This is a genomic window from Sphingopyxis indica, from assembly GCF_032879645.1.
GTDB lineage: Bacteria > Pseudomonadota > Alphaproteobacteria > Sphingomonadales > Sphingomonadaceae > Sphingopyxis > Sphingopyxis indica.
In genome coordinates, this window is the sequence record NZ_CP076394.1 from 3,723,016 (window position 1) to 3,747,800 (window position 24,785).

Sequence of the window (24,785 nt, forward strand, 5' to 3'; positions counted from 1 at the left end):
TCCAACACGCCCCCTTCTTTGCGCCTTTGCGTGAGATATTCTCTACTCGACCCTCACGGCACCAGCACCGTATCGGCCGCCTCCGGCAGCGTGTCGGGATAGTCGAGCGTGTAGTGGAGCCCGCGGCTTTCCTTGCGGTGGAGCGCGCTTCTGACGATCAGGTCGGCGCATTGCAGCAGGTTGCGTAGCTCGATCAGGTCGGTGGTGACGCGGAAGTGGCCGTAATAATCCTCGACCTCATCGGTCATCATCTTGATGCGGTGCTGCGCGCGTTCGAGACGCTTGGTCGTGCGGACGATGCCGACATAATTCCACATGAAGCGGCGGATCTCGGTCCAGTTCTGCTTGATGACGACTTCCTCGTCCGAATCGGTGACACGGCTTTCGTCCCACGCGCGGATCGCGGGCGGCGGTTCGAGCGCGTCCCAGCGCGCGACGATGTCCTTCGCCGCCGCCTCGCCGAAAACGAAGCATTCGAGCAGGCTGTTCGAGGCAAGGCGGTTCGCGCCGTGGAGACCGCTTTCGGTCACTTCGCCCGCGGCATAGAGGCCCGGCAGGTCGGTGCGCCCGGCGAGGTCGATCAGCACCCCGCCGCAGGTATAATGCTGCGCCGGCACCACCGGGATCGGCTGTTTCGTCATGTCGATGCCGAGGCCGAGCAGCTTGTCGTAGATGTTCGGGAAATGCCCCGCGACGAAATCGGGGTCCTTGTGACTGATGTCGAGATGGACATAGTCGAGGCCGTAGCGCTTGATCTGGTCGTCGTTCGCGCGCGCGACGATGTCGCGCGGGGCGAGTTCGGCGCGCGCGTCATAATCGGGCATATAGCGGCGCCCCGTCACCGGATGCCTGAGCAGTCCGCCCTCGCCGCGCACCGCCTCGGTAATGAGGAAATTCTTGACCTCAAGATTATAGAGGCAGGTCGGGTGGAACTGCATCATCTCCATGTTGCTGACCCGCGCACCCGCACGCCACGCCATCGCGATGCCGTCGCCCGTCGCGCCCCTCGGCGCGGTCGAGAATTGATAGACGCGCCCCGCGCCGCCGCTCGCGAGGATCGTCGCGCGCCCGACATGCGCGTGGACCTTGCCGCTCGCCTCGTCGAGCGCATAGACCCCCCACACGCGCCCCGACCCCGAGTAGCGCGCCTCGTGGCGCCCGGTGATGAGGTCGATGCACGCCTGCCCGGGAAGCAAGGTGATGTTCGGATGCGCCTCGGCGGTCTGGAGCAGCGCCGCCTGCACCGCCCAGCCGGTCGCGTCGTCGACATGGACGATCCGCCGGTGCGAATGCCCGCCCTCGCGCGTCAGGTGGAGCGCGCCTTCCTCCTTGTTGAAGGCGACCCCCATCTCGATCAGCCGCTCGATCGCGTGCGGGGCGTTCTCGACCACGAACTCGACCGTCTCGCGCCGGTTGAGCCCCGCGCCCGCGACCATCGTATCCTCGATATGGTTTTCGAAGGTGTCTCCCGCGTCGAGCACCGCGGCGATGCCGCCCTGCGCCCATGCCGTCGAGCCGCCCGTCAGATTGCCCTTGGCGAGCACGAGCACGCGGCAATGGTCGGCGAGGCTGATCGCGGCGGTCAATCCTGCGGCACCAGAGCCGATGATGATGACGTCGTGCTGCGCGATATGGGTAGGCAAGGCAGGTTCCTCTCGGCCTTCGAAGCGCGCACCTATACGCGAAAGCGGCGGCGGTTCAATTCGATGTGCGCGCTTGCCGCAGGGTCGTCCGCTCGCCTATGCCAAAGCCGTTTTGAGCGCAGCGTGTGCTCCCGCGAAGGCGGGAGCCCATCTCCCATCGGTTCCATTTTGCGCCGAGCGGAGATGGATCCCCGCCTTCGCGGGGACACACCGTCAGGAACAATCCGCGCATTTGCGCTGCCAATTGGGATGTCTCGATGCCCCTTTTTCTCCTGTTTTCCCGCCTCGCCCTGTTCCTCGGCCTCGCCGCGCTCGCCGCGCCCGCGCTCGCGGCGCCCGCCTGCCCCCTCGGCGCGCCGGGAACGACGCAGCGCGTCGCGGTCGCGGGCACCGGGCGGTCGATGCTGATCCATATCCCGGTCGGCGTGCGCCATATCCGCGATCTGCCGCTCGTTTTCCTCCTCCACGGCAGCACGAGCAACGGGCAGGAAATGCTCGACTATTCGGGACTCGCCGCGACCTCGGACCATCATGGCTTTCTGCTCGCCGCGCCCGATGCCGGCATTCCCGCGGGCAAGGGCTTCGTCTGGAACATCCCCGGCGTGCCCACCGTCACCGGCGCGGTGCCGGCCGCCGACGATCCCGACGACGTCGCTTACCTGACCGCCGCGATCGACTGGCTCGCGGCGCAAAAGTGCATTGATGCCGCGCGCGTCTATGCGACCGGCCTGTCGGGCGGCGGACGCATGACCTCGTGGCTCGGCTGCGTTGCGGCAGACCGCTTCGCGGCGATCGCGCCCGTCGTCGGGCTGCGCGCGGGCAATCCTTCGGCGGACGATCCGCAGCGCCCCGACCCTGCAACCTGCCGGCCGAAGAAGGCGGTTCCCGTCTATGCCTTTGCGGGCAGCGACGACACGACCAACCCCGTCGCGGGCGGCGGCGCCGGCTATTGGCAATATTCGATGGCGACCGCGCTCGCACGCTGGGCGGAACTCGATGGGTGCCGCATCGGCCCGCAGATCTTCACTGTCTCCGGCACCGCCGAAGAGCAAATCTATTCGAACTGCCGCGGCGACGCGCGCGTCGCGGGGCGGATCGTCGCGGGCCGCGGCCACGAATGGGTCGCCGACAATGAAGCGATGTGGACCTTCTTCGCGCGCTACCGGCGGTAGGGCGAATCTTACGCCGCGCTGCGCGTCAGGTTGAGGAACACATCCTCGAGGTCGGCCTCGCGCGTCGACACGTCGACGATATGGTGCCCCATCGCACCCACTGCGGCGAGCACCTCGCCGGCGTTCATGCGATCCTTGTTATAGCTGATCGCGAGGCCGCGTGTCCCCTCGCGCTCGATCTTGTCGAAAGCGGGATGCTCGGGCAGCATCGTCACATCCTCGTCGAGCGTCACCACGACGATTTTCTCGCGCGCCATGTCGACCAGTTCGCGCGTCGGCTTGTTCGCGATCAGCTTGCCGTGGTTGATGATCGCGATGCGGTCGCAAAGCTCCTCGGCTTCTTCCAGATAATGCGTCGTCAGCACGACGGTGACGCCGCGGTCGTTGAGGCCCTGCACATAGTCCCACAGCTGCTGGCGCAGCTCGATATCGACCCCCGCGGTCGGCTCGTCGAGGACGATGATCGGCGGCGAATGCACCATCGCCTTGGCGACGAGCAGGCGGCGCTTCATCCCGCCCGACAAGGTGCGGGCATAGGCATCGCGCTTGTCGGTCAGATGCACCGCGGCGAGCAGCGCGTCCGAAATCCGCTTGTCCTTCGGCACGCCATAGAGCCCCGCCTGATTCTCGAGCGTCTCGAACGGCGTGAAAAAGGGATCGAAGACGATTTCCTGCGGCACGATGCCGATCGAATATTTGGCGTTGCGCGGATCGGCGTCGATGTCGAAGCCCCAGATGCTCGCGTGCCCGCCGGTCTTGTTGACGAGCCCCGCGAGGATGTTGATCAGCGTCGACTTGCCCGCGCCATTGGGGCCGAGCAGTCCGAAAATCTGGCCGCGCGGCACGTCGAAGCTCACATCGTCGAGCGCCTGCTTGCCGCCTGCATAGATTTTGGAAACGGAGTCGATGCGGATCGCGGCTTCGGTCATGGCGGCTCTCATAGCGGCGGCGGCGGCGGGACGAAAGAGGCTCGCGCCTTTCGGGTGTGCGGCCCCCGCGTTAAACATATTTTTGCGCCTCGCCGCTAGCAGGGGCAGCGTGAGGACCAGACACAGCAAAATCCCGCAGCGCCTGCTGCACGGCATCGCCGCCTGCGCGCTTCCGACGGCGATCGCCGTCGGCGCGCCGGCCCATGCCCAAACGGCAGCCAATGGCGACGCCGAGGCGATCGTGCTGCGGCCGCTCTCCTTCTTCAAGGTCAACGACCTCGACTTCGGGAGCATCATCGCGTCGAACACCGCGGGCACGGTGCGTATCGCGCCCGACGGCACCCGCAGCGCGAGCGGCGGAGCAGCGCTTGCAGGCGGCAACGCCGAGCCTGCGCGCTTCGCGGGGCTCGGCACCTACAACCGCCAGGTCAATATCGCGCTGTCACCGCACAACATCTGGATCACCGGGCCCGGGCAGCGGATGCGCGTCCGCGATTTCGAGATCGGCAGCACGCCGACCGCGATCCTGTCGACCAGCCCCGTCCGCTTTCGCATCGGCGCGCCGCTCGGCAACTATAATTTCCCGGTCGGCGCGACGCTCTACGTCAACGCGAATCAGGCCCCCGGCGACTATAGCGGGACGTTCACGATCACCCTGAACTACCTGTGACGGCCCCGCAGCGCAGGCTCTGTCCGCAGCCGATTGCCGAGGCGCGAGCCGCTTGCTATGGGCGCCTTCGATGACCCAGCCTGTCCCCGCCCCCGCGCCCGAAACGCTCCGCGTCACCCAGACCCGCATCGCCTGCGACGGCACCGGCGACGGGCTCGCCGATGTCGCGCTCGGCCACCCGCGCGTCTGGCTCGAAATCGACCCCGAAGACGGCTTCGTCGACTGCGGCTATTGCGACCGGCGTTTCGTCCTCATCGGCGGGGTCGCCGACCACGAATGAGCGCGTGAGCCGTCAAAGGTAAAGCGCGCCTTTACCATAGCCGTGCATCATCGACTCACCCGCCGCTGGCATAAGCTGTGCCAGACAGGAGCGGAATCGTGGGGATTCAAGGGACCAGCGGCCGCGGCGCGACGATACGCCGCCTCGCCTTCATTGCAGCGCTCGCAGCCGGCACCATCGCGGCGCCGGCGCAGGCGGCCGACCAGAGCAGCACCGCCAATGCGGCAGTGATCCGCCCGAACACCCTGATCAAAACCGGCGATCTCGACTTCGGAACACTCGCAAGCGGCGCGACCGGCGGCACGGTGACGATCGACCCGGTCACCGGCGCGCGCAGCACGAGCGGCAGCGTGACCCCGGTGGGCGCCGGCGAGCAGCGCGCAGTGTTTCAGGGAACCGGCGGCTTCCTGCTGCTCTTCGTCAGCGGCAGCAATTCGGCCACATTGGCGCGCGCCGGCGGCGGTGCCGCGCCGATGACCGCGACGCTGACCCGCGCCGCGACGACGAACGGCGGCGGCACCGCCTTGCTCGGCGCGAGTGCGATCTTGTTCCCGAGCGGCGTGCAGACCTATTATGTCGGCGGCACGCTGACCGTCCCCGCCAACCAGCCCGCGGGCGACTATAGCGGCACCTTCACGCTGACGGTCAATTATCTGTAGGTCCGGGAACGGGCGATTGCGGTCGTAAAGGTCCTCCCCGGCACGGGAGGGGGAGGACCGTCCGCTCCCCATCCCAATGCCTTCGTCCGACTACCGCCCGACAATCCGCGCACTCAATGACGAACGCCGTTTGCGCACACCACGGCACGCCCCTATATCGACCCGATGAACAGCCCCACCGATCCCCGCAGCTTCCTCTACCGCGCCGACGCGCTCGACCCCGATCTTGCGCAGGCACTTGCGCGCGACGCGCTTGCCAAGGCCGACGACGGCGAGCTCTATCTGCAATATCGCGCGACCGAGAGCTTCGGCTTCGACGACGGGCGGCTCAAGACCGCCGACTATTCGACCGACGCGGGCTTCGGGTTGCGCGCGGTATCGGGCGAGATGACGGGTTTTGCCCATGCGAGCGACATCAGCGCGCCGGCGATCCGCCGCGCCGCAGAAACGCTCGCGCTGCTCGACCCGGCCAAGGCGCCGCCCGCCGGGCCGCCCGCGCGCACCAACCGCCATCTCTACGACGAGGCGAATCCGCTCGACCTCGTGCCCTTCGCGAAGAAGGTCGAGCTTTGCCAAAAGATCGACGCCGCCGCGCGCGCCCGCGACCCGCGCGTCGCGCAGGTGTCGGTCGCGCTCGCCGGCAGCTGGTCGGTGGTCGAAATCGTCCGCGCCGACGGCTTCCTCGCCACCGACATCCGCCCGCTCGTCCGCCTGAACGTCTCGATCGTGGTCGAGGAGAATGGGCGGCGCGAGAGCGGCTATTTCGGCCTCGGCGGCCGCTATATGTACGATCATCTCTTCGAAGAGGGTCAGTGGAACCGCGCGATCGACGAAGCGCTGGCGCAGGCGCTCGTCAACCTGCGCGCGGTCGATGCGCCCGCGGGCGAAATGACCGTGCTGCTCGGCCCCGGCTGGCCCGGCGTGCTGCTCCACGAGGCCGTAGGCCACGGGCTCGAGGGCGATTTCAACCGCAAGGGCACGAGCGCCTTTTCGGGCCGCATCGGGGAGCGCGTCGCCGCGCCCGGCGTCACCGTGATCGACGACGGCAGCATCCTCCAGCGGCGCGGTTCGCTCAGCATCGACGACGAAGGCACGCCGACGCAGGAGAATATCCTGATCGAGGACGGCATCCTGAAGGCCTATATGCAGGACCGCCTCAACGCGCGGCTGATGGGGGTCGAGCCGACCGGCAACGGCCGCCGCGAGAGCTTTGCCCATGCGCCGATGCCGCGGATGACCAACACCTTCATGCGCGGCGGCGGCGACGATCCCGCCGAGCTGCTGAGCCGGGTCAAATCGGGCATTTTCGCAAAGAGCTTCGGCGGCGGTCAGGTCGATATCGTCTCGGGCAAATTCGTCTTTTCCTGCACCGAGGCCTACAGGATCGAGAATGGCAGGCTCGGCGACCCGATCAAGGGCGCGACGCTGATCGGCGACGGGCCGAGCGTGCTCACCAAGGTGACCGGAATCGGCAACGACATGGCGCTCGACGAGGGCATAGGCGTGTGCGGCAAGGGCGGCCAGAGCGTCCCCGCGGGCGTCGGCCAGCCGACACTGCTGGTCAGCGGGCTGACGGTGGGCGGCACGGCGTAATATTCGCTTTCGCGACGCAAAACGGGGGAGTGTGATCGACGTCATTGGCTTGGCGCTCCCGCCGCGCCAGCGTATAGGCGCATAACGACAACAACAGATTCGGGCCGCACATCCGCCGGAGCTTTCCGGCCACAGGGGAGGATTGCATGCGCTCGATTCTGCGACTGGTTTCGCTTTCCGCTCTCGCCGCCACGCTCGCCGCCGTTCCCGGCTCGGCGCAGAGGACGACGGGGCCGAAGGAACGCTATGAAATGGATGCCGCGACCGCCTCGGGCTTCGCGGCGATGACTGCGGGCGGAGGAAAGCCGGGGCTCGGCAGCGCGATGGGGATGATGTTCGGCGGCGGCCCCGAGGGGAAAGTCGTCCATACGCTCGACCTCCGCCTCGGCTCGAACCAGGCGCCGTCGAACCCGCCGGTGCGCGGCGAGCATTATTTCGAGCCGCAGGCGAAGCTCGGCAAGTCGGTGCCGCTGCTCGGCCCCGAGCCCGGCAAATATATGCCGCGCGAGGAAAGCGACGAAATGCCGCAGAATTTCGAGCGGCCCAAGGGGCGGATGCTGCTCTTCTGGGGCTGCGGCGCCAAGGCAGGGCCGGGCCAGCCCGTCATCATCGACTTTTCGAAGCTCGCGGCGGGGCAGATGCCGCCGAACCTCTTCACGACGACGGTGCCGCGTGTGCGCGAGGTTATGACAACGAACAGCAAGAGCTATGCCGCCTGGCCGAACAACAAGTCGGCAAAGGTGCCGCCCGCCGATGCCTCGCTGCTCGGCGCGCACCGTGTCGCGAGCAACGTCGGATCGGACATCAGCTTCACGCTCGCACAGGATTATATGCCCGCGCTCAACGCGCAGACCACGATGCAGGGCGACGGATCGGTGCTGCTGCGCTGGAACCAGCTCGCGCCCGCGACCGGCTATGTCGCCTGGGCGTTCGGCGGCGTGGACCGCGGCGACGCCGGCGGCGATATCGTCTGGTGGACGAGCAGCAACGCACGCGAATTCGGCGGCGGCCTGTGGGACTGGCTGCCGCCCGCGACGGTCGCGAAGCTCGTCGGCCAGAAGGTCGTGATGCCGCCGACGCAGACGAGCTGCGCGATTCCCGCCGAGGTCAGGAAGGCCGCAGGCGAGATGATGTTCGGCAATTTGAACGCTTTCGGCCCCGAGGCCAATTTCGCCTATCCGCCGAAGCCTGCGGGCAATGCCGTGTGGGACATCGACTGGACCGCGAAGGTCCGCTTCCGCTCGCACACGGCGCTGATGATCGGCGCCGACTTCGCGGGCATGGGTTCGGGCGGTGGTGACGCTGCGACGCCCGCCGAGAAACCCAGGAAAAAGAAGTGCAAGGGCCCGCTCGGCATCCCGCTGCCGCCCGAAGCCTGCTGAGCGCGCGGGGTATCGGACCGCAAAATAATCAGCAACCACTCGCTGCAACATGATATGCTCGCCGCAAGGGTGAGACCATTTTGCAAGGGAGTCGAACCATGCGTCCGATAATCGCTGTTCTGTTGTCCGCTTCGCTGTTGGGAGCGTTGTCGGCACCCGCCGCGGCAAAGGAAAAGCTCACCGGCGAAGCGAAGTTGAGCAAGATGCTCGAGGGCCGCGTCGCCGGCGAACCGCAGGATTGCATCTCGCTGCCCGCCGCATCGAGTTCCGAGGTGATCGACAAGACGGCGATCGTCTATCGCATCGGCAGCACGCTGTGGGTCAATCGGCCGAGAAGCGGTGCCGAATCGCTCGACGACGACGATATTCTGGTCACCAAGCTCAACAGCACCCGCCTGTGCTCGATCGACACGATCGAACTGCACGACCGCAACAGCCATATGTACACAGGCTTCGTCTCGCTCGGCGAGTTCGTGCCCTATCGCCTTGCCGACAAGGACAAGCCCGCTGGCTAGATGTTTGATCCCGGCATTTGATGGTGCGGATTTAGGTTGAAGCGATCTGGCTGGGGTGTTCAGCATTTGCAGATATATTCGCATGGGGTGAGGCCTTGGGGAGTCTTCAGGCGTCGCCCGCCGCTCGGGCGCGCGTCGCGGGCCGGCGAAGCGGCGGCGATGGAAGAGGGCCGCAATTGGTGATAGGGCGGGAGCCGAACCTGCCGGAGCATCGACCATGGCCGAATTTTTCGACGCGCTGACCGACAAGCATATCGCCTTCATCGAGGCGCAGCCGGTCTTTTTCACCGCGACCGCGGCGGCCGAAGGGCGGATCAACCTGTCGCCCAAGGGCTATGCCGACAGCTTCAAAATATTTTCGGAGCGCCGGGTCGCCTATCTCGATCTCGGCGGGTCGGGGAACGAGACGCACGCGCACCTCGCCGCCGACGGGCGCATCACGATCATGTTCTGCGCCTTCGACCGCAGCGCGCTGATCCTTCGCCTCTATGGCCGCGGCCGCGCGGTGCTGCCGCAGGATGCCGAATGGCAGGAGGTCGCGCGCGCCTTCACCTTGCTTCCGGGCACGCGTCAGATTTTCGTGATCGACATCGACAGCGTGCAGACGAGCTGCGGCTGGGGCGTGCCGCGGATGGAGCTGGTCGAAGAGCGGGGCACGCTGCAGAAATATCACCGCCAGGCCGATCCCGCCGAATGGACCGAGAAGTTCAAGGCCCGCAATCGCAGCATCGACGGGCTGCCGACGCGCCCGACCGACCGCTATATCGCGGGTGAGACCGAAGGCGCCGACGCCTGATGCCGCTGGTCGAGCTGGTGCGGCTGCCGAACGGGGTCGAGGCCGAGTTGCTGCGCGGCCGGCTCGAAAGTGCGGGCGTCCACGCGGTCTGCTTCGACGCGGGGATGAACATCGCCGAAAGCGTCGGACTGATGATCCCCGTGCGCGTGATGGTGCTCGACGAGGATCTGGCCGAGGCGCAGGCGTTGATGGAAGAATTCGGCGCGGGCTGAATATCCGTCGTCATTGCGAGGAGCGAAGCGACGAAGCAATCCAGGGTTGCGTAAACCGCTCTGGATTGCTTCGCTGCGCTCGCAATGACGGGCATGGAGGCAACCCGGTTTCCTCCCGTTCGTCATTTGCATCGGAACAGCCGAAGGACAGTCCTTTCTCCCCATGATCAAGGTCGCCAGCTATAATATGCGCAAGGGCATCGGGCTCGACCGGCGCCGCGATCCGGGGCGCGTGCTCGCGGTGCTCGGCGAACTCGACGCCGACATCGTCGCCTTGCAGGAGGCCGACCGCCGCTTCGGCACGCGTGCCAGCGCGATTCCGCCCTATATGTTCGAAGAGCATAGCGACTATGTGCCGGTCGATCTGCTCGATGGTCGCGCACATGCGATAGGGTGGCACGGCAATGCCCTGCTCGTTCGCAAGGGGGTGGAGGTCGAGGAAAGCCATGCGCTGCACCTGCCGACGCTCGAGCCGCGCGGTGCGGTCGCGGCGACGGTGTGCGTCGATGGCACGCGGCTGCGCGTCGTCGGGATGCACCTCGACATTTCGGGACTGCGCCGCCGCCATCAGGCGCGCGCGATCCTCGATCATGTCGACGCGGGCGAAAATCTGCCGACGATTCTGATGGGCGACTGCAACGAATGGCGCAATCGCGGCGGCTGCCTCGCCGATTTCGGCACGGATCACCGCCTCGTCGACACCGGGCACAGCTTTCACAGCCGCCGCCCCGTCGCGCGGCTCGACCGGATCTTCGCCTCGCCCGAGCTCGAGCCCGTCGACGCGGGGGTGCATCAGAGCGCGCTCGCCCTGCGCGCGTCCGACCATCTGCCGATCTGGGCGCGCTTTCGGACCGAAACGCACAATGCCTAAAAATTGTGCAAAATGGCGCGCGCCCTGCCTATAAAGCGAACGATTCTTCGTCTATCAAGCTCGCTTACGTCATAAAATATTAATATTCGCAACCCGCTGCATCAATTGGCACGGCTGTTGCAGCGCAGCACGATGCCATTAGCAAAAGGGGGCATCATGAAGCTGATCCTGGCTATCATCAAACCGTTCAAGCTCGACGAAGTGCGCGAAGCGCTGACCGGGCTGGGTATCGCCGGCATGACCGTGACCGAGGTCAAGGGCTTCGGCCGGCAAAAGGGGCAGACCGAAATCTACCGCGGCGCCGAATATGCGACCAACATGGTGCCGAAGGTGAAGATCGAACTCGTGTGCGACGATGCACTCGCGCCGCGGGTGGTCGAAACGCTGCAGCAAAGCGCCGGAACCGGGTCGATTGGCGACGGCAAGATTTTCGTCCTCGACGTCGGTCAGGCCGTGCGCATCCGCACCGGCGAGACCGGCGAGGCGGCTCTGTAATGACGAAGGGGGAAAATATGACGTTCGCAAAGAAAATTGCGGCGAGCGCCGGGGCTGCCGGCCTTGCGCTGTTCGCCGCGCTGCCCGCCTGGGCGCAGGAAGCGGCCGCGCCCGCGGCCGAAGCCGCGGCGCCGGTCGCCAATCCCGGCAACAATGCGTGGATGATGACCTCGTCGCTGCTCGTCCTGCTGATGACCCTGCCGGGCCTCGCGCTCTTCTATGGCGGCCTGACGCGCACCAAGAACATGCTCTCGACGATGACGCAGGTCGGCGCCGCCGCCTGCCTCGCGATGCTGATCTGGGTGATGTACGGCTATGGCCTCGCTTTCGGCCCCGAAGGCAATGCCTTCATCAGCTGGGGCAAGTTCTTCCTCGCCGGTGTGACCCAGGATTCGACCGCCGCGACCTTCACCGACGAGGTGATCAGCGAATATGTGTTCATCTGCTTCCAGATGACCTTCGCCGCGATCACGCTTGCGCTGGTGCTGGGCTCGGTGGTCGAGCGCATGAAATTCTCGGCCGTCATGATATTCGGCATCGTCTGGCTGACGATCGTCTATTTCCCGATCGCGCATATGGTATGGGCGGGCGGCGGCTTCCTTTTCGAAGGCGGCATGTTCGGGACTTCGCTGCCGGCGGCACTCGATTTCGCGGGCGGCACCGTGGTGCATATCAACGCCGGCGTCTCGGCGCTCGTCGCTGCGCTGATCCTCGGCAAGCGCATGGGCTATCAAAAGGAAATCATGGCGCCGCACTCGCTGACGCTGACGATGGTCGGCACCGGCATGCTGTGGGTGGGCTGGTTCGGCTTCAATGCCGGCTCGGCGCTGGAGGCCAATGGCTCGGCGGGTCTCGCAATGATCAACACCTTTGTCGCCACCGCGTCTGCGGGCCTGTTCTGGATGCTCGCGGAGCGCCTCAACGGCCACAAGGGCTCGGCTCTCGGCTTCTGCTCGGGCATCATTGCCGGCCTCGTCGCGGTCACGCCTGCCGCGGGCAACTCGGGACCGTTCGGCGCCATCGTCCTCGGCGCGGTCGCCTCGGTCATCTGTTTCTATGCGGTGACCGTGCTCAAGACCAGGCTCGGCTATGACGACGCGCTCGACGCCTTCGGCATCCACGGCATTGGCGGCATGGTCGGCGCGATCGGCACGGGCATCGTCTATGCACCCGGTCTCGGCGGTCCCGGCGACGGCAGTGTCGGCATCGGCGCGCAGGTTGCGACGCAAATCGTCGCGGTGCTCGTTGCGATCGTCTGGGCCGCCGTCGGCACCATGATCGCCACCTACATCGCCAAGGCGGTCACCGGACTGCGCGTCAGCGAAGAGGTCGAACGCGAAGGCCTCGACCTCGGCGAGCATGGGGAGCGCGCTTACAATTATTGACGAGACAGGACACCCGCCGCCGCACTCTCTCCTCTTTCAAACGGGCGGCGGGGTCCTACCGAGGTTCCTCCTGCGAACCACTGAAAGGCCGGGACCGACCAGTCCCGGCCTCCTTTTTTGTGCAGTCGCGCCGTGAAACCGTTTGCACAAATTATGAGCAGCGGTGCCGCCAATTTAGGCCTTTTCATCATGACATTAATATGGCATTCATTGGGTCAACAGTTTCAGGAGGGGAGAGCCTGAAAGGCTGGGCCGGGACGCAAGTCCCGGCCCTCTTTTTTTGCCTTCACGCCCCGACGGCAGCGCAGACGCCGGAAAAGCGTGCGTTCGCAGCGCGGTCCGGACCCTCGGCGAATCTTTGCAGGTGCGAATCGCCGCGTGCGAATCATCATGTCCGCTTGCGGGAAGCGGCCCTGGAACGCAGACCATCAAGACGATGCAGAGCGCGGCGGCTTTCGGGTAATAGCAGCCGCGAAGCTGATGGAAGAAAACGGCGGAGGAATGCGGAGGCGGCGCGGCAAGCGAGCGACGCGCTGTGCCGCGGGTGCCGGTGAGATTTGTTTCGCGCGAAGACGCGAAGGCGCAAAGGGGGCGGTTTGCGGCCGCCAGGCCGCCTTTTCCTTCATCGCCGCGTCCACCGCAACGCGAAAAGGGAAAAGCCGCTTCGCGGCAAACGCGACATCTTCGCGTCTTCGCGCGAAACGAAAAATCCCGACCCGCCGGTGCCGACCTGCGCGCGCTGCATGCACGGCTTTTCGCGGCGCAAGATGCCCGAGCCGCCGCGCTCTTCACGGCTTGGCGACACGCTTGAGGAAGCGGGGGGATGCCTTACGCCAGCGCCATTTTGACGAAATCGGCCGCGCGCTCGCCGATCATGATGCTCGGCGCGTTGGTGTTGCCGCTGACGAGGCGCGGCATGATGCTCGCGTCGGCGACCCACAGCCCTTCGATCCCATTGAGCTTCAACGCCGGATCGACCACGGCATCGGCGTCGCTGCCCATGCGGCAGCTGCCGACGGGGTGATAAACGGTGTCGGCACGGTCGCGGATCAGCGCGTCTAACGCCGCGTCGTCGTCCAGATCGACCGGATGACGGTCAACCCCGCCATAGTCCGCCAGCGGCGGCGTCGCGACGATGCGGTGCATCATCCGCACGCCGGCGCGCAAGGTCGCCATGTCGCGGTCGTCGGTCAAAAAGCCGGGGTCGATCAGCGGCGCCGCGGCGGGATCGGCCGAGGCGAGCGTCACGCTGCCGCGGCTTTCGGGGCGCAGCACACAGGCGTGACACGAAAAGCCGTGCCCCTTTACCCTGGTGCGCCCATGATCCTCGAGCATCGCGGGCACGAAATGATATTGCACATCGGGCGCGGGCAGGTCGGGGCGCGATTTCCAGAAGCCCCCCGCCTCGGCGAAGCAGGTCGTGAGAATACCGGTGCGGTGCAGGCGATGCTCGAAAATCGCCTTCACCATCCGCCAGGTGCCGCCCAGGCTGTCGCCGAACGGCTCGGTCGAACGCGTTTCCCAGCTCGACACATAGTCGATATGGTCCTGAAGGTTCGCGCCGACCCCGGCACGGTCGCGCACGACCTCGATCCCATGTTCGCGCAGATGCGCCGCAGGGCCGACCCCCGACAGCATCAGGATCTGGGGCGACCCGAACGCGCCCGCCGACAGGATCACCCCGCCCGCGGCGCGCAGCGTTTCGCGCCTGCCGCCGCGGCGGATCGCGACCCCGACCGCGCGGCCCTTCTCGATCAGGATCTTCTCGACCAGCGCGCCGGTGCGGATGTCGAAATTGGCGCGCCCGCGCAAGGGTTCGACATAGGCGCGCGCCGCCGACCAGCGCTCGCCGCCCTTCTGCGTCACCTGATAGAGGCCGAAACCCTCGTTGTTCGGGCGGTTGAAGTCGGGGGTGCGCGGCAGTTGCAGCGCCGCCGCGCTCTCGACGAAGCGCCGGCTCGTCACATTGGGCCAGCGCTGGTCCATGACGTTGAGCGGCCCGTCGGCGCCGTGCCATTCGTCGGCGCCGCGCTCATTGCCCTCGCTGCGCTTGAACCAGGGCAGCACATCGGCATAGCTCCAGCCGGTCGCACCGAGTTCGGCCCATTGGTCGTAATCGAAGGCGGTCCCGCGAATATAGACCATCGCGTTGATCGCGCTCGACCCGCCGAGCCCGCGCCCGCGCGGCTGATAGCCGATGCGGCCGTTCAGCCCCCTTTGCGGCACCGTGTCATATTGCCAGTTCGACGCCTTGGGAATGAAGGGCATGAACCCCGGCGTCTTCACCCGAACGATGTCGTTCGTCCCGCCTGCCTCGACCAGGCAGACGCGCCGCCGCCCGTCCCCGGCAAGCCGCCCCGCCGCCGCGCTCCCCGCGCTGCCGCCGCCGATGACGATGATGTCGAACTGATCCATGATTGCGCTCTCCCTCGTCCCGCTGACATGAATGTCATCAATGCCGAGGGCAAGGGAGAAAGAGCTTCGCGCAGAGACGCAGAGAATTGATTCACGTGGAGACGCGGAGAGACGCGTTACCGCGAGGCGGCTTCTTTTCCGTTGGTCGCGCCAAGAGGAATCGGTGCAGGAAAAATGGGGCCTGTCGGCCCGCACAAGTTCTCCGCGTCTCCGCGTCTCCGCGTGAATCCTATCGTGCTTCTCTGCGCGCTCTGCGGCCTCTGCGCGAAATGATTCCCACGTCGCCCCCGCACGGGCTGGGGTAGCCGTCGGTGTTAGGCTATTTCTTTCTCCAGCGGCCCCCGCCTTCGCGGGGGCGGCAATTGTTATTCCGCCGCATCCTCCACCGCTCGCCCCGCGCGCCAGCGCGCCTTGATCATCGCGCTCGTCAGCCGGCTGCCGTCGTGGCTCCAGCCGGGTTCGCGCCACAGATAGGCGAGCTTGTGCCGCCACGGCGCGCGCCACACATCCTTCGCGATCCCGACCCATTCGTGGACCGCGGCCCACAGGATGTTGAAGCTGCCGAGCTGCCTGACGATGCCATAGCGCACCGGATCGTCGTCGCGTTCGGCGACGAAGCTGCCGAACATCCGGTCCCAGATGATGAACACCCCGGCATAGTTGGCGTCGAGGTAGCGCGGATTGACGCCGTGGTGGACGCGGTGGTGCGACGGCGTGTTCATCACCGCCTCGAACCATTTGGGCATCCGCCGAATCGCTTCGGTGTGGATCCAGAACTGATAGATCAGGTTGATCCCGGCGCAGAAGAACACCATCGCGGGCGGAAAGCCGATCAGGAAGAGCGGCAGGCGAAAGATAAAGCCCAAGCTGAAGAAGCCCGTCCATGTCTGCCTGAGCGCGGTCGAGAGATTATAATGCTGCGAGCTGTGGTGGATGACATGGCTCGCCCAGAACCAGCGCACGCGGTGCGCGCTCCTGTGAAAGACATAATAGGCAAGATCGTCGAGGATGAAGCACAGGACCCACGCCCACCACCATTGGCGGAAGGCGATGCCGATGTCGAACAGGCGGAACTGATAGACCCACAGCGCCATGCCGACGACCGCCGCGCCGACGAGCGCGCCCGCGACCTGGCTGCCCGTGCCGAGCATCAGCGAGGTCAGCGTGTCGCGCGCCTCGTAACGGCTCCTGTCGGCGCGCAGCGAGACGATCATCTCGACGATAAGGAGCAGGATGAAGGCCGGGACGGCATAGACAACGGGATCGGGCAGCTTATCCATGCGCGACGCTCCGCATCCGCGAGGCCCATACGCCCGCCTCTTTCCCGAGGTGCAGCGTGACCGCCCCGAAAGTCCGTTCGGGCATCCTCAGCGTCAGGAAATCCTTGTCGAGCCGTCCTTCGACTCCGGCATCGACGGGGCGCGCCGCGAAATGATTGCCGTGCGCGCGGATCAGCAGCATCCGCCCCTCGGCATTGCGCACGATCGCCGCGAAACCCGCGCGGTCGCGCGCGACCTCGACCCCGCCGAACCCCGTCTCGGCCTCGTCGGCGAGGCGGATCGCGTGCGCGTCGTCGGCGATGCGCGGATCGGCGCCGAGGCCCATTCGTCCCACCAGCCACGCGATGAAGAGCACCGCGACGAGCGATGCGCCGAGCTGGATCAGGACGGCTGTGGTCACCGCGTCCCGGCCAAGGCGTCCATCATCGGACGCAGCGCCGACAGGTCGTAGCCGCGCGCCGAGGCTGCGTTGCAGATCGCATCGAGATCGTCGCCCGCGCGAGCCCTTGCCAGCGCCCACAGGTGCGTCGAGCGCGTCCCCGAGCGGCAATAGGCGAGCACCGGCCCCGTCGCGTCGCCGAGCAGCGTGTCGAGCGCGTCGAGCTGCGCGTGGCTGAAGCCCGCATGGCCGACGGGAATCGCAGCATAGGCGAGCCCCTCGGCGGCGCAGGCGTGCGCGATGTCGGCGCCCTGCGGCGCTGCGGGGTCCTCGCCGTCGGGACGATTGTTGATGACGAGCGCATAGCCCGCCGCCTTCGCCGCCGCGACATCCTCGAGGCTGATCTGGGGCGAGACGCTGTAGCCGGCGGTCAGGGGACGAAAATCGCTCATGGCTGCGATGTATAGAATAGCCGGCTTTGCTGACAAGCGTGAAAGCGGCCCCGCGAGGACAAGCCATTGCCGTGGCCTCCTTTTTGTTCGCACGAAGCCACGAAGCCACAAAGAAGCTTTCCTGCCTCCGTTCGCCCTGAGCTTGTCGAAGGGCCGTTTTTCCAGCAGGCGGCGAACAAAAGAACGGTGCTTCGACAAGCTCGGCACGAGCGGATGAGAGAATTCTTTGTGGCTTCGTGGCTTCGTGCGAAAATACTTATTCTAGAACCGCCGGATCACGTCCAGAAACGCATCGCCCCACGCCTCGAGCTTCTTTGCGCCGACGCCGGGGATCGCCGCGAGCTCGGCGCGCGAAGCCGGGCGGTCGGCCGCCATCGCGCGCAGCACCGCGTCGTGAAAGACGACATAGGGCGGCACCCCCGCCTCATTCGCGAGCTCGCGCCTTACGCCGCGCAGCGCTTCGAACAAGGGATCGCCGACCGGGTTCGCCGCGGCGCGATCGGCGCGGCCGCCGCGGCGCGTGCGCCGCGCGGGCGGCTCGGCGATCAGCACCGGCACCTCGCCCTTCATCACCGCGCGCCCCGCGGGACCGAACATCAACCCGCCATGCTCGGTCGTGCTCAGCGCCTCGCGCGCCATCAGCGTGCGCACCAGCGGCTTGATCAGCCGCGCCTCGTCGCCCTCGACGATCCCGAAGACCGACAGCTTGTCGTGGCCTCGGCTTGCAATCCGCTCGTCGCTGCGCCCGGTGAGCACCGCCTCGACATGCCCGGCGCCGAAGCTCTGTCCGGTGCGATAGACCGCCGAGAGCAATTTCTGCGCGAGCACCGTCGCGTCGAGCTGTTTCGGCGGATCGAGGCAATTGTCGCAATTGCCGCAGCGTTCGGGCGGATGCTCGCCGAAATGGCGGAGCAGCAGCGCGCGGCGGCATTCGACCGTCTCGACGAGCGCGCCAAGCGCATTGAGCCGCGCGCGCTCGCCCGCAAGGCGCGCCTCGGGCAGCTCGCCAAGCCGCATCCGCGCGCGCGCGAAATCCTCGGCGCCCCACAGCATCAGCGCCTCGGCGGGATCGCCGTCGCGCCCGGCGCGGCCGGTTTCCTGATAATAGCTTTCGATCGACTTTGGCAGCCCGGCGTGCGCGACGAAGCGCACGTCGGGCTTGTCGATCCCCATGCCGAAAGCGACCGTCGCGGTGACGATCCCGTCCTCCGACGCCACGAAGTCGTGCTGCACCCGCGCGCGCCGCTCGGCGTCGAGCCCGGCGTGATAGGCGGCGACGCTGCGCCCCGTCGCCGCGGCGAGCCGCGCGGCCATCCGCTCGGTCCCGTCGCGCGTCGGGCAATAGACGATCCCCGGCCCCGGATTGGCGGCGATGAAGTCGGCAAGCTGCTTCGCCGCGCCGATCCGCGGGCTGACCCGATAGCGGATATTGGGGCGGTCGAAGCCCGCGAGCACCAGCCCCTCGGCGGGGATGCCGAGCTGGACGAGGATATCCTCGCGCGTGTGCCGGTCGGCGGTCGCGGTCAGCGCGAGGCGCGGCACCTGCGGGAAGGCGTCGAGCAGCGGACGCAAAAGCCGATAGTCGGGACGGAAATCATGTCCCCATTCGCTGACGCAATGCGCCTCGTCGATCGCGAAGAGCGCAGGCACGCGCGCTTCCATCAGCGCGCGAAACCCCTCGCCCGTCGCGCGCTCGGGCGCGATGTAGAGAAGGTCGAGCTGGCCGTCGCGATAGGCCTGGCGCGTATCGGCGAAATCGGCATCGACGCTGGTGAGCGACGCGGCACGAATCCCCGCCGCGCGCGCACCGCGCAGCTGGTCGTGCATCAGCGCGATCAGCGGCGACACGACGACGACGCAGCCGCCCAGCGCCACCGCGGGCAGTTGATAGGTCAGCGACTTGCCCGCCCCCGTCGGCATCACCGCCAGCGTGCGCTCGCCCGCCATCACCCGCGCGACGACGTCGGCCTGGCGTCCACGGAAATGGTCGAAACCGAAGGTCGATTTCAGAAGCGGGAGGAGAGCGTCGGCAGCGGACATCGTGCGGCCGCACTAGAGTGATTTCGAGTGAAATGGAACATTTCACGGCTCGGAAATCACGGCAAAACAAGAATCTGGAGTGCCGGTTTTGGTCATCGAACCCGGCACTCTGGCGGGGCGGGCGCCGAAGATGCAACCGCCCGCACCAACGAAAGAGCCCGGCGAATCGCTTCGCCGGGCGCCTTCGAATTCCGGTCTGTCCCGTCGCCTCAGTTGCGGGTGCTGCCCATCAGGCGGAGGAGGAACATGAACATGTTGATGAAGTCGAGATAGAGGTTCAGCGCCCCCATCACGACCGATTTTCCCACAAAGTCGGTGCCGCGGACGTGGAAATACATGCTCTTGATCTTCTGCGTGTCATAGGCGGTAAGGCCCGCGAACACGAGCACGCCGATCACGCTGATCGCGAGGCTGAGCGCGCTCGACTGCATGAACATGTTGATGACCATCGCGACGAGGATGCCGACGACACCCATGATCAGGAAGGTGCCGAAACCCGACAGATCCTTCCTGGTCGTATAGCCATAGAGGCTGAGACCGAGGAAGGCCGCGGCGGTCGCGAAGAAGGTCTGCGCGATCGACGCGCCCGTATAGACGAAGAAGATCGACGCCATCGACAGGCCCATGACGACCGCGAACGCCCAGAACAGGCCCTGCGCCGCCGCGGTCGACAGCCGGTTGATCCCGAAGCTCAGCACCATGACGAACGCCAGCGGTGCCAGCATGATCACCCATTTGAGGATGCCGGGACCGAACAGCAGGGCGGGGGCGCCCGACCAGTTCGAAAAGAGCAGCGCGACGATGCCGGTCAGCAGCACGCCCGACGCCATATAATTATAGACCGACAGCATGTACGACCGCAGGCCGGCATCGACGGCTCCCTCCGCCGGACGGGCGGTGCCAAAGCCGGACGCCGCCATATTGGGGTCGTTCCAATTAGCCATTTCAAATCTCCATCACCGGCCAGAACATACCGGCCGTGCGGACAATATCGGTGTTTTGGCGGCCGCTTTCAAGCGAAACCGGACAGCCGCGCGCGGGCGGGCTGGAATCGCGCGCGCGAGCGCCTATGCTGGCACCGCCATGTCCACGCATCGCCTGTTCGTCGCCCTGCGTCCGCCGCGCGCCATTCGCGCGCTGCTGACCGGTGCGATGCACGGCATCGCCGCGGCGCGCTGGCAGAGCGACGAGCAGCTTCACCTGACCCTGCGCTTCGTCGGCGAGGTCGACCGCCACCGCGCCGAGGATATTGCGGCGGCGCTCGGCACGCTGCACGGCCATGTGGTCGCGGCGCGGATTGCCGGCGTCGGGTTGTTCGAGCGGCAGGGGCGGCCGCACATGATCTGGGCGGGGATCGAGCCTGCCGAGCCGCTCGCCGCGCTTCACCGCAAGGTCGACCAATGCCTCGCGCGCGTCGGCATCGCCCCCGAAACGCGCGCCTTCGTGCCGCACATCACGCTCGCGCGCCTCAATCGCGCCGCGGGTCCGGTCGCGCCCTTCCTCGCCCTCAACGGCGATCTCGCGAGCCCGCCTTTCGTTTTCGACCATGTGATCCTGTATGAAAGCGAGCTGGCGCACGGCGGCTCGCGCTATCACCCCGTCGCGCGCTACGTGCTCGACGCAAATTCGGACACCAACGCCGAGGCGACTGCGCTGACGTCGTCCCACGTCGCCGCAAAGCCGTGATCGGCGCCATAATAGGGATCGGTCACGCTTTCCCCCGCGCGCCCCGGCACCAGATCGAGCATCAGCAGCAGCCGCGCGGTCGCATCGGCGGGGGCGATGGCGCGCGCGTCGCGCAAATTGGTCTCGTCGGCGGCAAGGATCAGGTCGAAGCGCCGGAAATCCTCGGGCACCAGTTGGCGCGCGCGCAAATCGCCGATGTCGATCCCGCGCCGCCGTGCCTCGGCCTGCGCACGGGCATCGGGCGGATGGCCGACGTGCCAGTCGCCCGTCCCCGCCGAATCGAGCGTCGCCGCGAAGCCCGCGGCGTCGAAGGCCGCGCGTGCCGCACCCTCGGCGAGCGGCGAGCGGCAGATATTGCCGAGGCACAGGAACAGGATCGCAGGGCCGTCCGCCGTTACGGCATCGCGGCGCGGAGGAGAAACGGGCAAAAGGTGAATCCTCTTTCAACTTGCGCGCACGTCGCGCTCTGCTAGCCATGGGCCCCGAGACGGACGATAACGGGTCAGGGAGAGGCTTGCCAATGGCGGATCGCGAATTTGCAGCAGCGCCGGGATCGGAAACGCCCGGCGCGCCGGTGGCCGCGACCCGCGCGACGCCCTATGCCTGGTACGCGCTCGGCATCCTGTTCCTCGTCTATGTGCTCAATTTCATCGACCGCCAGATCATCACCATCCTTGCGCCCGACCTGAAGCGCGACCTGGGGCTCGACGACGCCGACATCGGCTTTCTCTATGGCACCGCTTTCGCGGTCTTCTATGCGCTGTTCGGGGTGCCGCTCGGACGGCTTGCCGACGCGTGGCACCGCGTTCGCCTGCTGACCGTCGGCCTGTCGGTCTGGTCGGCGATGACCGCACTGTCGGGGCTCGCGACCGGAAAGCTGCAACTGTCGGCGGCGCGGATGGGGGTCGGGGTCGGCGAAGCGACCGCCGGGCCGGCGGCCTATTCGCTGATTTCGGACCTGTTTCCAAAGCATATGCGCGCAACCGCGCTCGCCATCTATTCGGCCGGGCTCTATTTCGGCGGCGGCATTTCGCTGATGATCGGCGGCTTCATCGTTCAGGGGTGGAACCGCACCTGGCCCGGCGGCGGCCCGTTCGGGCTCGTCGGCTGGCAGGCGGCGTTCATGGCGGTGGGCATTCCCGGCCTGCTCCTCGCGGCGTGGGTCGCGACCTTGAAAGAACCGGTGCGCGGACTCGTCGACGGCGTGCCGACCAAGCCCTCACCGACCCCGTTCAAGGGCTTTTTCGAAGAGCTTTATGCGATCATTCCGCCCTTCACCCTGCTCGCGGCGATGTCGCGCGGCGGCCGCGCTTTGGCGATCAATCTTGCCGTCGCCGCACTGCTGGCGCTGGGCGCGCTGGCGATGATCCGCGTCACCGGCGCGGCGCTGCAATGGTGGTGCATCGCCTTCGGCTATTACGCCGTCTTTTCCTGGGCGAGTTCGCTCAGGAGCCGCGATGCGCCGGCCTTTCATCTGATCTGGGGATCGCGAGCCTTCATCACGACGATCCTCGGCTATGGCACCGTCGCCTTCATGTCCTATGCGTCGAGCGCCTTTGCGCCCGTCTATGCGCTCGAGGTGCTTGGCGAAGACCCCGCCACGGTCGGTTTCTGGGTCGGCGGCATGGGGGCGCTGGCGGGCTTCCTCGGGGTCATCCTCGGCGGTCGCATGTCGGACTGGCTGCGCCAGCGGAGCGAAGCGGGACGCCTGCTCGTCGTGATGTTCGGGCTGCTCGCGCCGATCGTGCCGATCGTCATCGCCTTCACGACGAAACCGGAACCGGGGAGCGCCGACTTCATCCGCTTCACCGCCTTTGCCTCGCTCGCCGGGCTGCTCGCGTCGAGCGCGCTCGGCGCCGCGGCGGCGACGACGCAGGATCTGGTGCTGCCGCGGATGCGCGGCACCGCTACCGCGACCTTCTTCCTGTCGACGACACTCGTCGGGCTCGCGCTCGGTCCCTATATGGCGGGACAGGTGTCGGCGATGACGCACAGCCTGTCGACCGGCGTGCTGTCGACGCTGGCGATCGTGCCCTTCGGCCTCGCCATGCTGGTCATCGCCTATCGCCGCGTCCCGGCCGCGGCCGCAAACGTCGTCGAGCGCGCCCGCGCCGCGGGGGAAGCGATCTGAGGCCCTATTGGGCTGCCGGAACGTGGAGCACGCCGCAGGCGACGCGCCCGCCGCTGTTGCCGCTCGGGTCGGTCATCATGTCGTCGGGGCCGGCGTGGATGACGAAGGCGGCGCCGTCGGCGTCGAGAATGCCGTTCGCGCCGCTGAGCGGCGTGCCGACGAGCTGGATCGACGCCTGGCCGATCGTGCCATCCTCGACGACAAGGTTCGGCAGGTCGCCGTGATGCGCGCCCTGCGGATTGTTGCGGCCGTGCTGGGCGCCGGTCGGGTTCCAGTGGCCGCCCGCGCTGGAGAAATCGGGGGGCGTGCATTGGCCGGTGGTGTGGATGTGCATGCCATAGGTGCCGGGGGCAAAGCCGCGCGCGACGACCTCGATCGTCAGGCCGCTGCCGTCCTTGAAGATGTCGACGCGGCCGCGGTCGGCGCCGGCGGCGTCGGCGAGCTGCGCGGTCGCGTCAGGAACCGGGAGGGTGGTGACGGGCGCGCCGCCCGATTTGGCGCAGCCCGCGAGCGCGAGCGCCCCGAGCGCAGTCAATCCGAGAAAAATCTTGCGATGCGATGCGATCGTCATGCTCTGCTCCCCATTGCCGGTTGGACTCGCAGCGCCCGGCGAGTCCGATGCACGCCATGATGACGCGCTTCCGGTGCAGTTCCAAGGGCTAAGTGAAACAAGGGTTTGGGGCGCGCGGCGGGAGCATGAAAAAGGGGCCGCGAATCGCTTCGCGGCCCCGTTCGTCCGGTCGTCGGATCAGCGATCAGAAGACGCGGGCATATTGCTCGTTGCCGACGAAGCCGAGCTTGCCGACGCCGCTGCGCTTGATCACCGCCATCACATTGTCGACGACGAAATAACGCGCGAACGGATCGGGCTGCACCTGCAGCTCGGGCTCGACCGGCATCGCCTTGGTCTGTTCGAGATATTGCGCGAGCTGCGCAAGATCGACCGCCGAGCCATTCCAGGTGATCGTCCCGTTGGCGAGGATCATCACCTTGTTCTTTTCCGGATCGACATTGTTTTGCGAATCGGTCGGAACCGGCAGGTCGATCTTCACCGCGTGGGTCTGGACCGGGATGGTGATGATGAACATGATGAGGAGCACGAGCATGACGTCGATCAGCGGCGTCGTGTTCATTTCCATCATCGGTTCATTTTCGTCCCGATCGCCAACTGCCATGGCCATAGGATTATTCCTTCATAACTGAGCGGACCGACGCCTTAGAGGCGGCCCAGCGTGCCCGACCCAGGCGCGGGTTCGGAAATGAACCCGATCTTCTGGAAACCGGCATATTGCATCGTATAGATGACCCCGCCGATGCACTGGTACGGCGTGTTGATGTCGCCGCGGATATGCACTTCGGGGAAATTCTCTTCGGTAATATTCTGCGGGCCGCCGATATCCTCGAGCAGCTTTTCCAGCTTGTTCTGGCCCATTTCGAGCAGCTGGCGCGAATCGACCGGCGTCTGGCCCCAGAAAACCTCGCATGCGGTGCTTTCGGGGTTGGGTTCGCCGTCGCCGTCCGTGTCCGCCGAGCGCACCGAGATGTTGACATTCTCGGGCTTGGTGGTCGTCGGTTCGAAAACCACGTCGGGCAGCTTGAGGTTCACCGTCTCCAACACCACCGGAACCGTGATGAGGAAGATGATGAGCAACACCAGCATAATATCCACGAGCGGCGTCGTGTTGATGTCGGACATCGGGGCATCTTCGCCCTTGTTGCCTGCACTCATCGCCATAGGATTAGCATCCTGTCACAAAATTTCTGTCATGGCCCGTGAAGGGCGCACCGCGCCCGCCACGT

26 protein-coding genes are annotated in these 24,785 nt (G+C 66.6%); 14 read left to right on the plus strand and 12 right to left on the minus strand.

The window, feature by feature from the left end:
- Positions 1-53 precede the first annotated feature (53 nt).
- Positions 54-1,643 (minus strand): L-aspartate oxidase, encoded by a 1,590-nt coding sequence (gene nadB, locus KNJ79_RS17515; protein ID WP_317152044.1) that lies wholly within the window; start codon positions 1,641-1,643, stop codon positions 54-56.
- 257 nt (positions 1,644-1,900) lie between these two features.
- On the opposite strand from nadB, the gene KNJ79_RS17520 reads away from it, so the two are divergent.
- Positions 1,901-2,815 (plus strand): alpha/beta hydrolase family esterase, encoded by a 915-nt coding sequence (locus KNJ79_RS17520; protein ID WP_317152045.1) that lies wholly within the window; start codon positions 1,901-1,903, stop codon positions 2,813-2,815.
- An 8-nt stretch (positions 2,816-2,823) separates the two neighbouring features.
- Here the strand turns inward: KNJ79_RS17520 and KNJ79_RS17525 are convergent, their stop codons facing one another.
- Positions 2,824-3,744, minus strand: coding sequence for an ABC transporter ATP-binding protein (locus KNJ79_RS17525; RefSeq protein WP_317152046.1), 921 nt, complete (start codon positions 3,742-3,744; stop codon positions 2,824-2,826).
- A gap of 109 nt (positions 3,745-3,853) precedes the next feature.
- On the opposite strand from KNJ79_RS17525, the gene KNJ79_RS17530 reads away from it, so the two are divergent.
- From KNJ79_RS17530 to KNJ79_RS17580, 11 genes are all read left to right on the plus strand, one after another.
- Complete coding sequence (locus tag KNJ79_RS17530; protein WP_317152047.1) at positions 3,854-4,414, plus strand: DUF4402 domain-containing protein; 561 nt, start codon at positions 3,854-3,856, stop codon at positions 4,412-4,414.
- A 70-nt stretch (positions 4,415-4,484) separates the two neighbouring features.
- Positions 4,485-4,694, plus strand: coding sequence for a zinc-finger domain-containing protein (locus KNJ79_RS17535; protein ID WP_089215757.1), 210 nt, complete (start codon positions 4,485-4,487; stop codon positions 4,692-4,694).
- 98 nt (positions 4,695-4,792) lie between these two features.
- Positions 4,793-5,353 carry a DUF4402 domain-containing protein gene (locus tag KNJ79_RS17540; RefSeq protein ID WP_317152048.1) on the plus strand — a complete coding sequence of 187 codons (561 nt, stop codon included), beginning with the start codon at positions 4,793-4,795 and terminating at the stop codon, positions 5,351-5,353.
- 165 nt (positions 5,354-5,518) lie between these two features.
- On the plus strand, positions 5,519-6,946 hold the full coding sequence (tldD, locus tag KNJ79_RS17545) for a metalloprotease TldD (protein ID WP_317152049.1): 1,428 nt from the start codon (positions 5,519-5,521) through the stop codon (positions 6,944-6,946).
- Between the two features lie 146 nt (positions 6,947-7,092).
- Positions 7,093-8,328: a hypothetical protein gene (locus KNJ79_RS17550; protein ID WP_317152050.1), complete on the plus strand. Its 1,236-nt coding sequence runs from the start codon at positions 7,093-7,095 to the stop codon at positions 8,326-8,328.
- A 98-nt stretch (positions 8,329-8,426) separates the two neighbouring features.
- A complete protein-coding gene (locus KNJ79_RS17555; protein WP_317152051.1) occupies positions 8,427-8,843 on the plus strand; it encodes a hypothetical protein in 417 nt (138 codons plus the stop codon).
- Positions 8,844-9,060: 217 nt separating this feature from the next.
- Positions 9,061-9,639, plus strand: a complete 579-nt coding sequence (locus KNJ79_RS17560; RefSeq protein ID WP_317152052.1) for a pyridoxamine 5'-phosphate oxidase family protein — start codon at positions 9,061-9,063, stop codon at positions 9,637-9,639.
- Positions 9,639-9,851 carry a putative signal transducing protein gene (locus KNJ79_RS17565; RefSeq protein ID WP_089215763.1) on the plus strand — a complete coding sequence of 71 codons (213 nt, stop codon included), beginning with the start codon at positions 9,639-9,641 and terminating at the stop codon, positions 9,849-9,851. Before KNJ79_RS17560 ends, KNJ79_RS17565 begins: the two co-directional genes overlap by 1 nt.
- A 163-nt stretch (positions 9,852-10,014) precedes the next feature.
- Positions 10,015-10,722, plus strand: coding sequence for an endonuclease/exonuclease/phosphatase family protein (locus KNJ79_RS17570; RefSeq protein WP_317152053.1), 708 nt, complete (start codon positions 10,015-10,017; stop codon positions 10,720-10,722).
- A gap of 156 nt (positions 10,723-10,878) precedes the next feature.
- On the plus strand, positions 10,879-11,217 hold the full coding sequence (locus KNJ79_RS17575) for a P-II family nitrogen regulator (RefSeq protein ID WP_003043080.1): 339 nt from the start codon (positions 10,879-10,881) through the stop codon (positions 11,215-11,217).
- 17 nt (positions 11,218-11,234) lie between these two features.
- Positions 11,235-12,602, plus strand: a complete 1,368-nt coding sequence (locus KNJ79_RS17580) for an ammonium transporter (protein WP_317152054.1) — start codon at positions 11,235-11,237, stop codon at positions 12,600-12,602.
- 828 nt (positions 12,603-13,430) lie between these two features.
- Here KNJ79_RS17580 and KNJ79_RS17585 read toward each other — a convergent pair.
- The 6 genes from KNJ79_RS17585 to KNJ79_RS17610 all read right to left on the minus strand — a co-directional run bounded on the left by KNJ79_RS17585 (position 13,431) and on the right by KNJ79_RS17610 (position 20,112).
- Positions 13,431-15,017: a GMC family oxidoreductase gene (locus tag KNJ79_RS17585; RefSeq protein WP_317152055.1), complete on the minus strand. Its 1,587-nt coding sequence runs from the start codon at positions 15,015-15,017 to the stop codon at positions 13,431-13,433.
- 365 nt (positions 15,018-15,382) lie between these two features.
- Complete coding sequence (locus tag KNJ79_RS17590) at positions 15,383-16,297, minus strand: sterol desaturase family protein (protein WP_317152056.1); 915 nt, start codon at positions 16,295-16,297, stop codon at positions 15,383-15,385.
- Positions 16,290-16,697, minus strand: coding sequence for a hypothetical protein (locus tag KNJ79_RS17595; protein ID WP_317152057.1), 408 nt, complete (start codon positions 16,695-16,697; stop codon positions 16,290-16,292). The genes KNJ79_RS17590 and KNJ79_RS17595 overlap by 8 nt, the downstream gene beginning before the upstream one ends.
- The gene (locus tag KNJ79_RS17600; RefSeq protein WP_317152058.1) at positions 16,694-17,128 is read right to left on the minus strand and encodes a TIGR01244 family sulfur transferase; all 435 of its coding nucleotides are present in this window, start codon (positions 17,126-17,128) and stop codon (positions 16,694-16,696) included. The genes KNJ79_RS17595 and KNJ79_RS17600 overlap by 4 nt, the downstream gene beginning before the upstream one ends.
- 261 nt (positions 17,129-17,389) lie before the next feature.
- The gene (gene recQ / locus KNJ79_RS17605) at positions 17,390-19,168 is read right to left on the minus strand and encodes a DNA helicase RecQ (protein ID WP_317152059.1); all 1,779 of its coding nucleotides are present in this window, start codon (positions 19,166-19,168) and stop codon (positions 17,390-17,392) included.
- Positions 19,169-19,377: 209 nt separating this feature from the next.
- Positions 19,378-20,112, minus strand: coding sequence for a Bax inhibitor-1/YccA family protein (locus tag KNJ79_RS17610; protein WP_089215770.1), 735 nt, complete (start codon positions 20,110-20,112; stop codon positions 19,378-19,380).
- Positions 20,113-20,251: 139 nt separating this feature from the next.
- On the opposite strand from KNJ79_RS17610, the gene thpR reads away from it, so the two are divergent.
- A complete protein-coding gene (gene thpR / locus KNJ79_RS17615; protein WP_317152060.1) occupies positions 20,252-20,854 on the plus strand; it encodes an RNA 2',3'-cyclic phosphodiesterase in 603 nt (200 codons plus the stop codon).
- Here the strand turns inward: thpR and KNJ79_RS17620 are convergent.
- Complete coding sequence (locus tag KNJ79_RS17620) at positions 20,776-21,282, minus strand: low molecular weight protein-tyrosine-phosphatase (RefSeq protein WP_317152061.1); 507 nt, start codon at positions 21,280-21,282, stop codon at positions 20,776-20,778. The two genes, thpR and KNJ79_RS17620, sit on opposite strands and share 79 nt — an antisense overlap.
- A 92-nt stretch (positions 21,283-21,374) precedes the next feature.
- Between KNJ79_RS17620 and KNJ79_RS17625 the strand changes: the two genes are divergently transcribed.
- Positions 21,375-22,985 carry a spinster family MFS transporter gene (locus KNJ79_RS17625; protein ID WP_317152062.1) on the plus strand — a complete coding sequence of 537 codons (1,611 nt, stop codon included), beginning with the start codon at positions 21,375-21,377 and terminating at the stop codon, positions 22,983-22,985.
- A gap of 4 nt (positions 22,986-22,989) precedes the next feature.
- Here KNJ79_RS17625 and KNJ79_RS17630 read toward each other — a convergent pair whose 3' ends face one another.
- The 3 genes from KNJ79_RS17630 to KNJ79_RS17640 all read right to left on the minus strand — a co-directional run bounded on the left by KNJ79_RS17630 (position 22,990) and on the right by KNJ79_RS17640 (position 24,720).
- Positions 22,990-23,556 (minus strand): superoxide dismutase family protein, encoded by a 567-nt coding sequence (locus KNJ79_RS17630; protein ID WP_317152063.1) that lies wholly within the window; start codon positions 23,554-23,556, stop codon positions 22,990-22,992.
- Between the two features lie 184 nt (positions 23,557-23,740).
- Positions 23,741-24,166: an ExbD/TolR family protein gene (locus tag KNJ79_RS17635; RefSeq protein WP_089215774.1), complete on the minus strand. Its 426-nt coding sequence runs from the start codon at positions 24,164-24,166 to the stop codon at positions 23,741-23,743.
- 35 nt (positions 24,167-24,201) lie between these two features.
- Positions 24,202-24,720 carry an ExbD/TolR family protein gene (locus tag KNJ79_RS17640; protein ID WP_170935504.1) on the minus strand — a complete coding sequence of 173 codons (519 nt, stop codon included), beginning with the start codon at positions 24,718-24,720 and terminating at the stop codon, positions 24,202-24,204.
- Between the last annotated feature and the right edge of the window lie 65 nt (positions 24,721-24,785).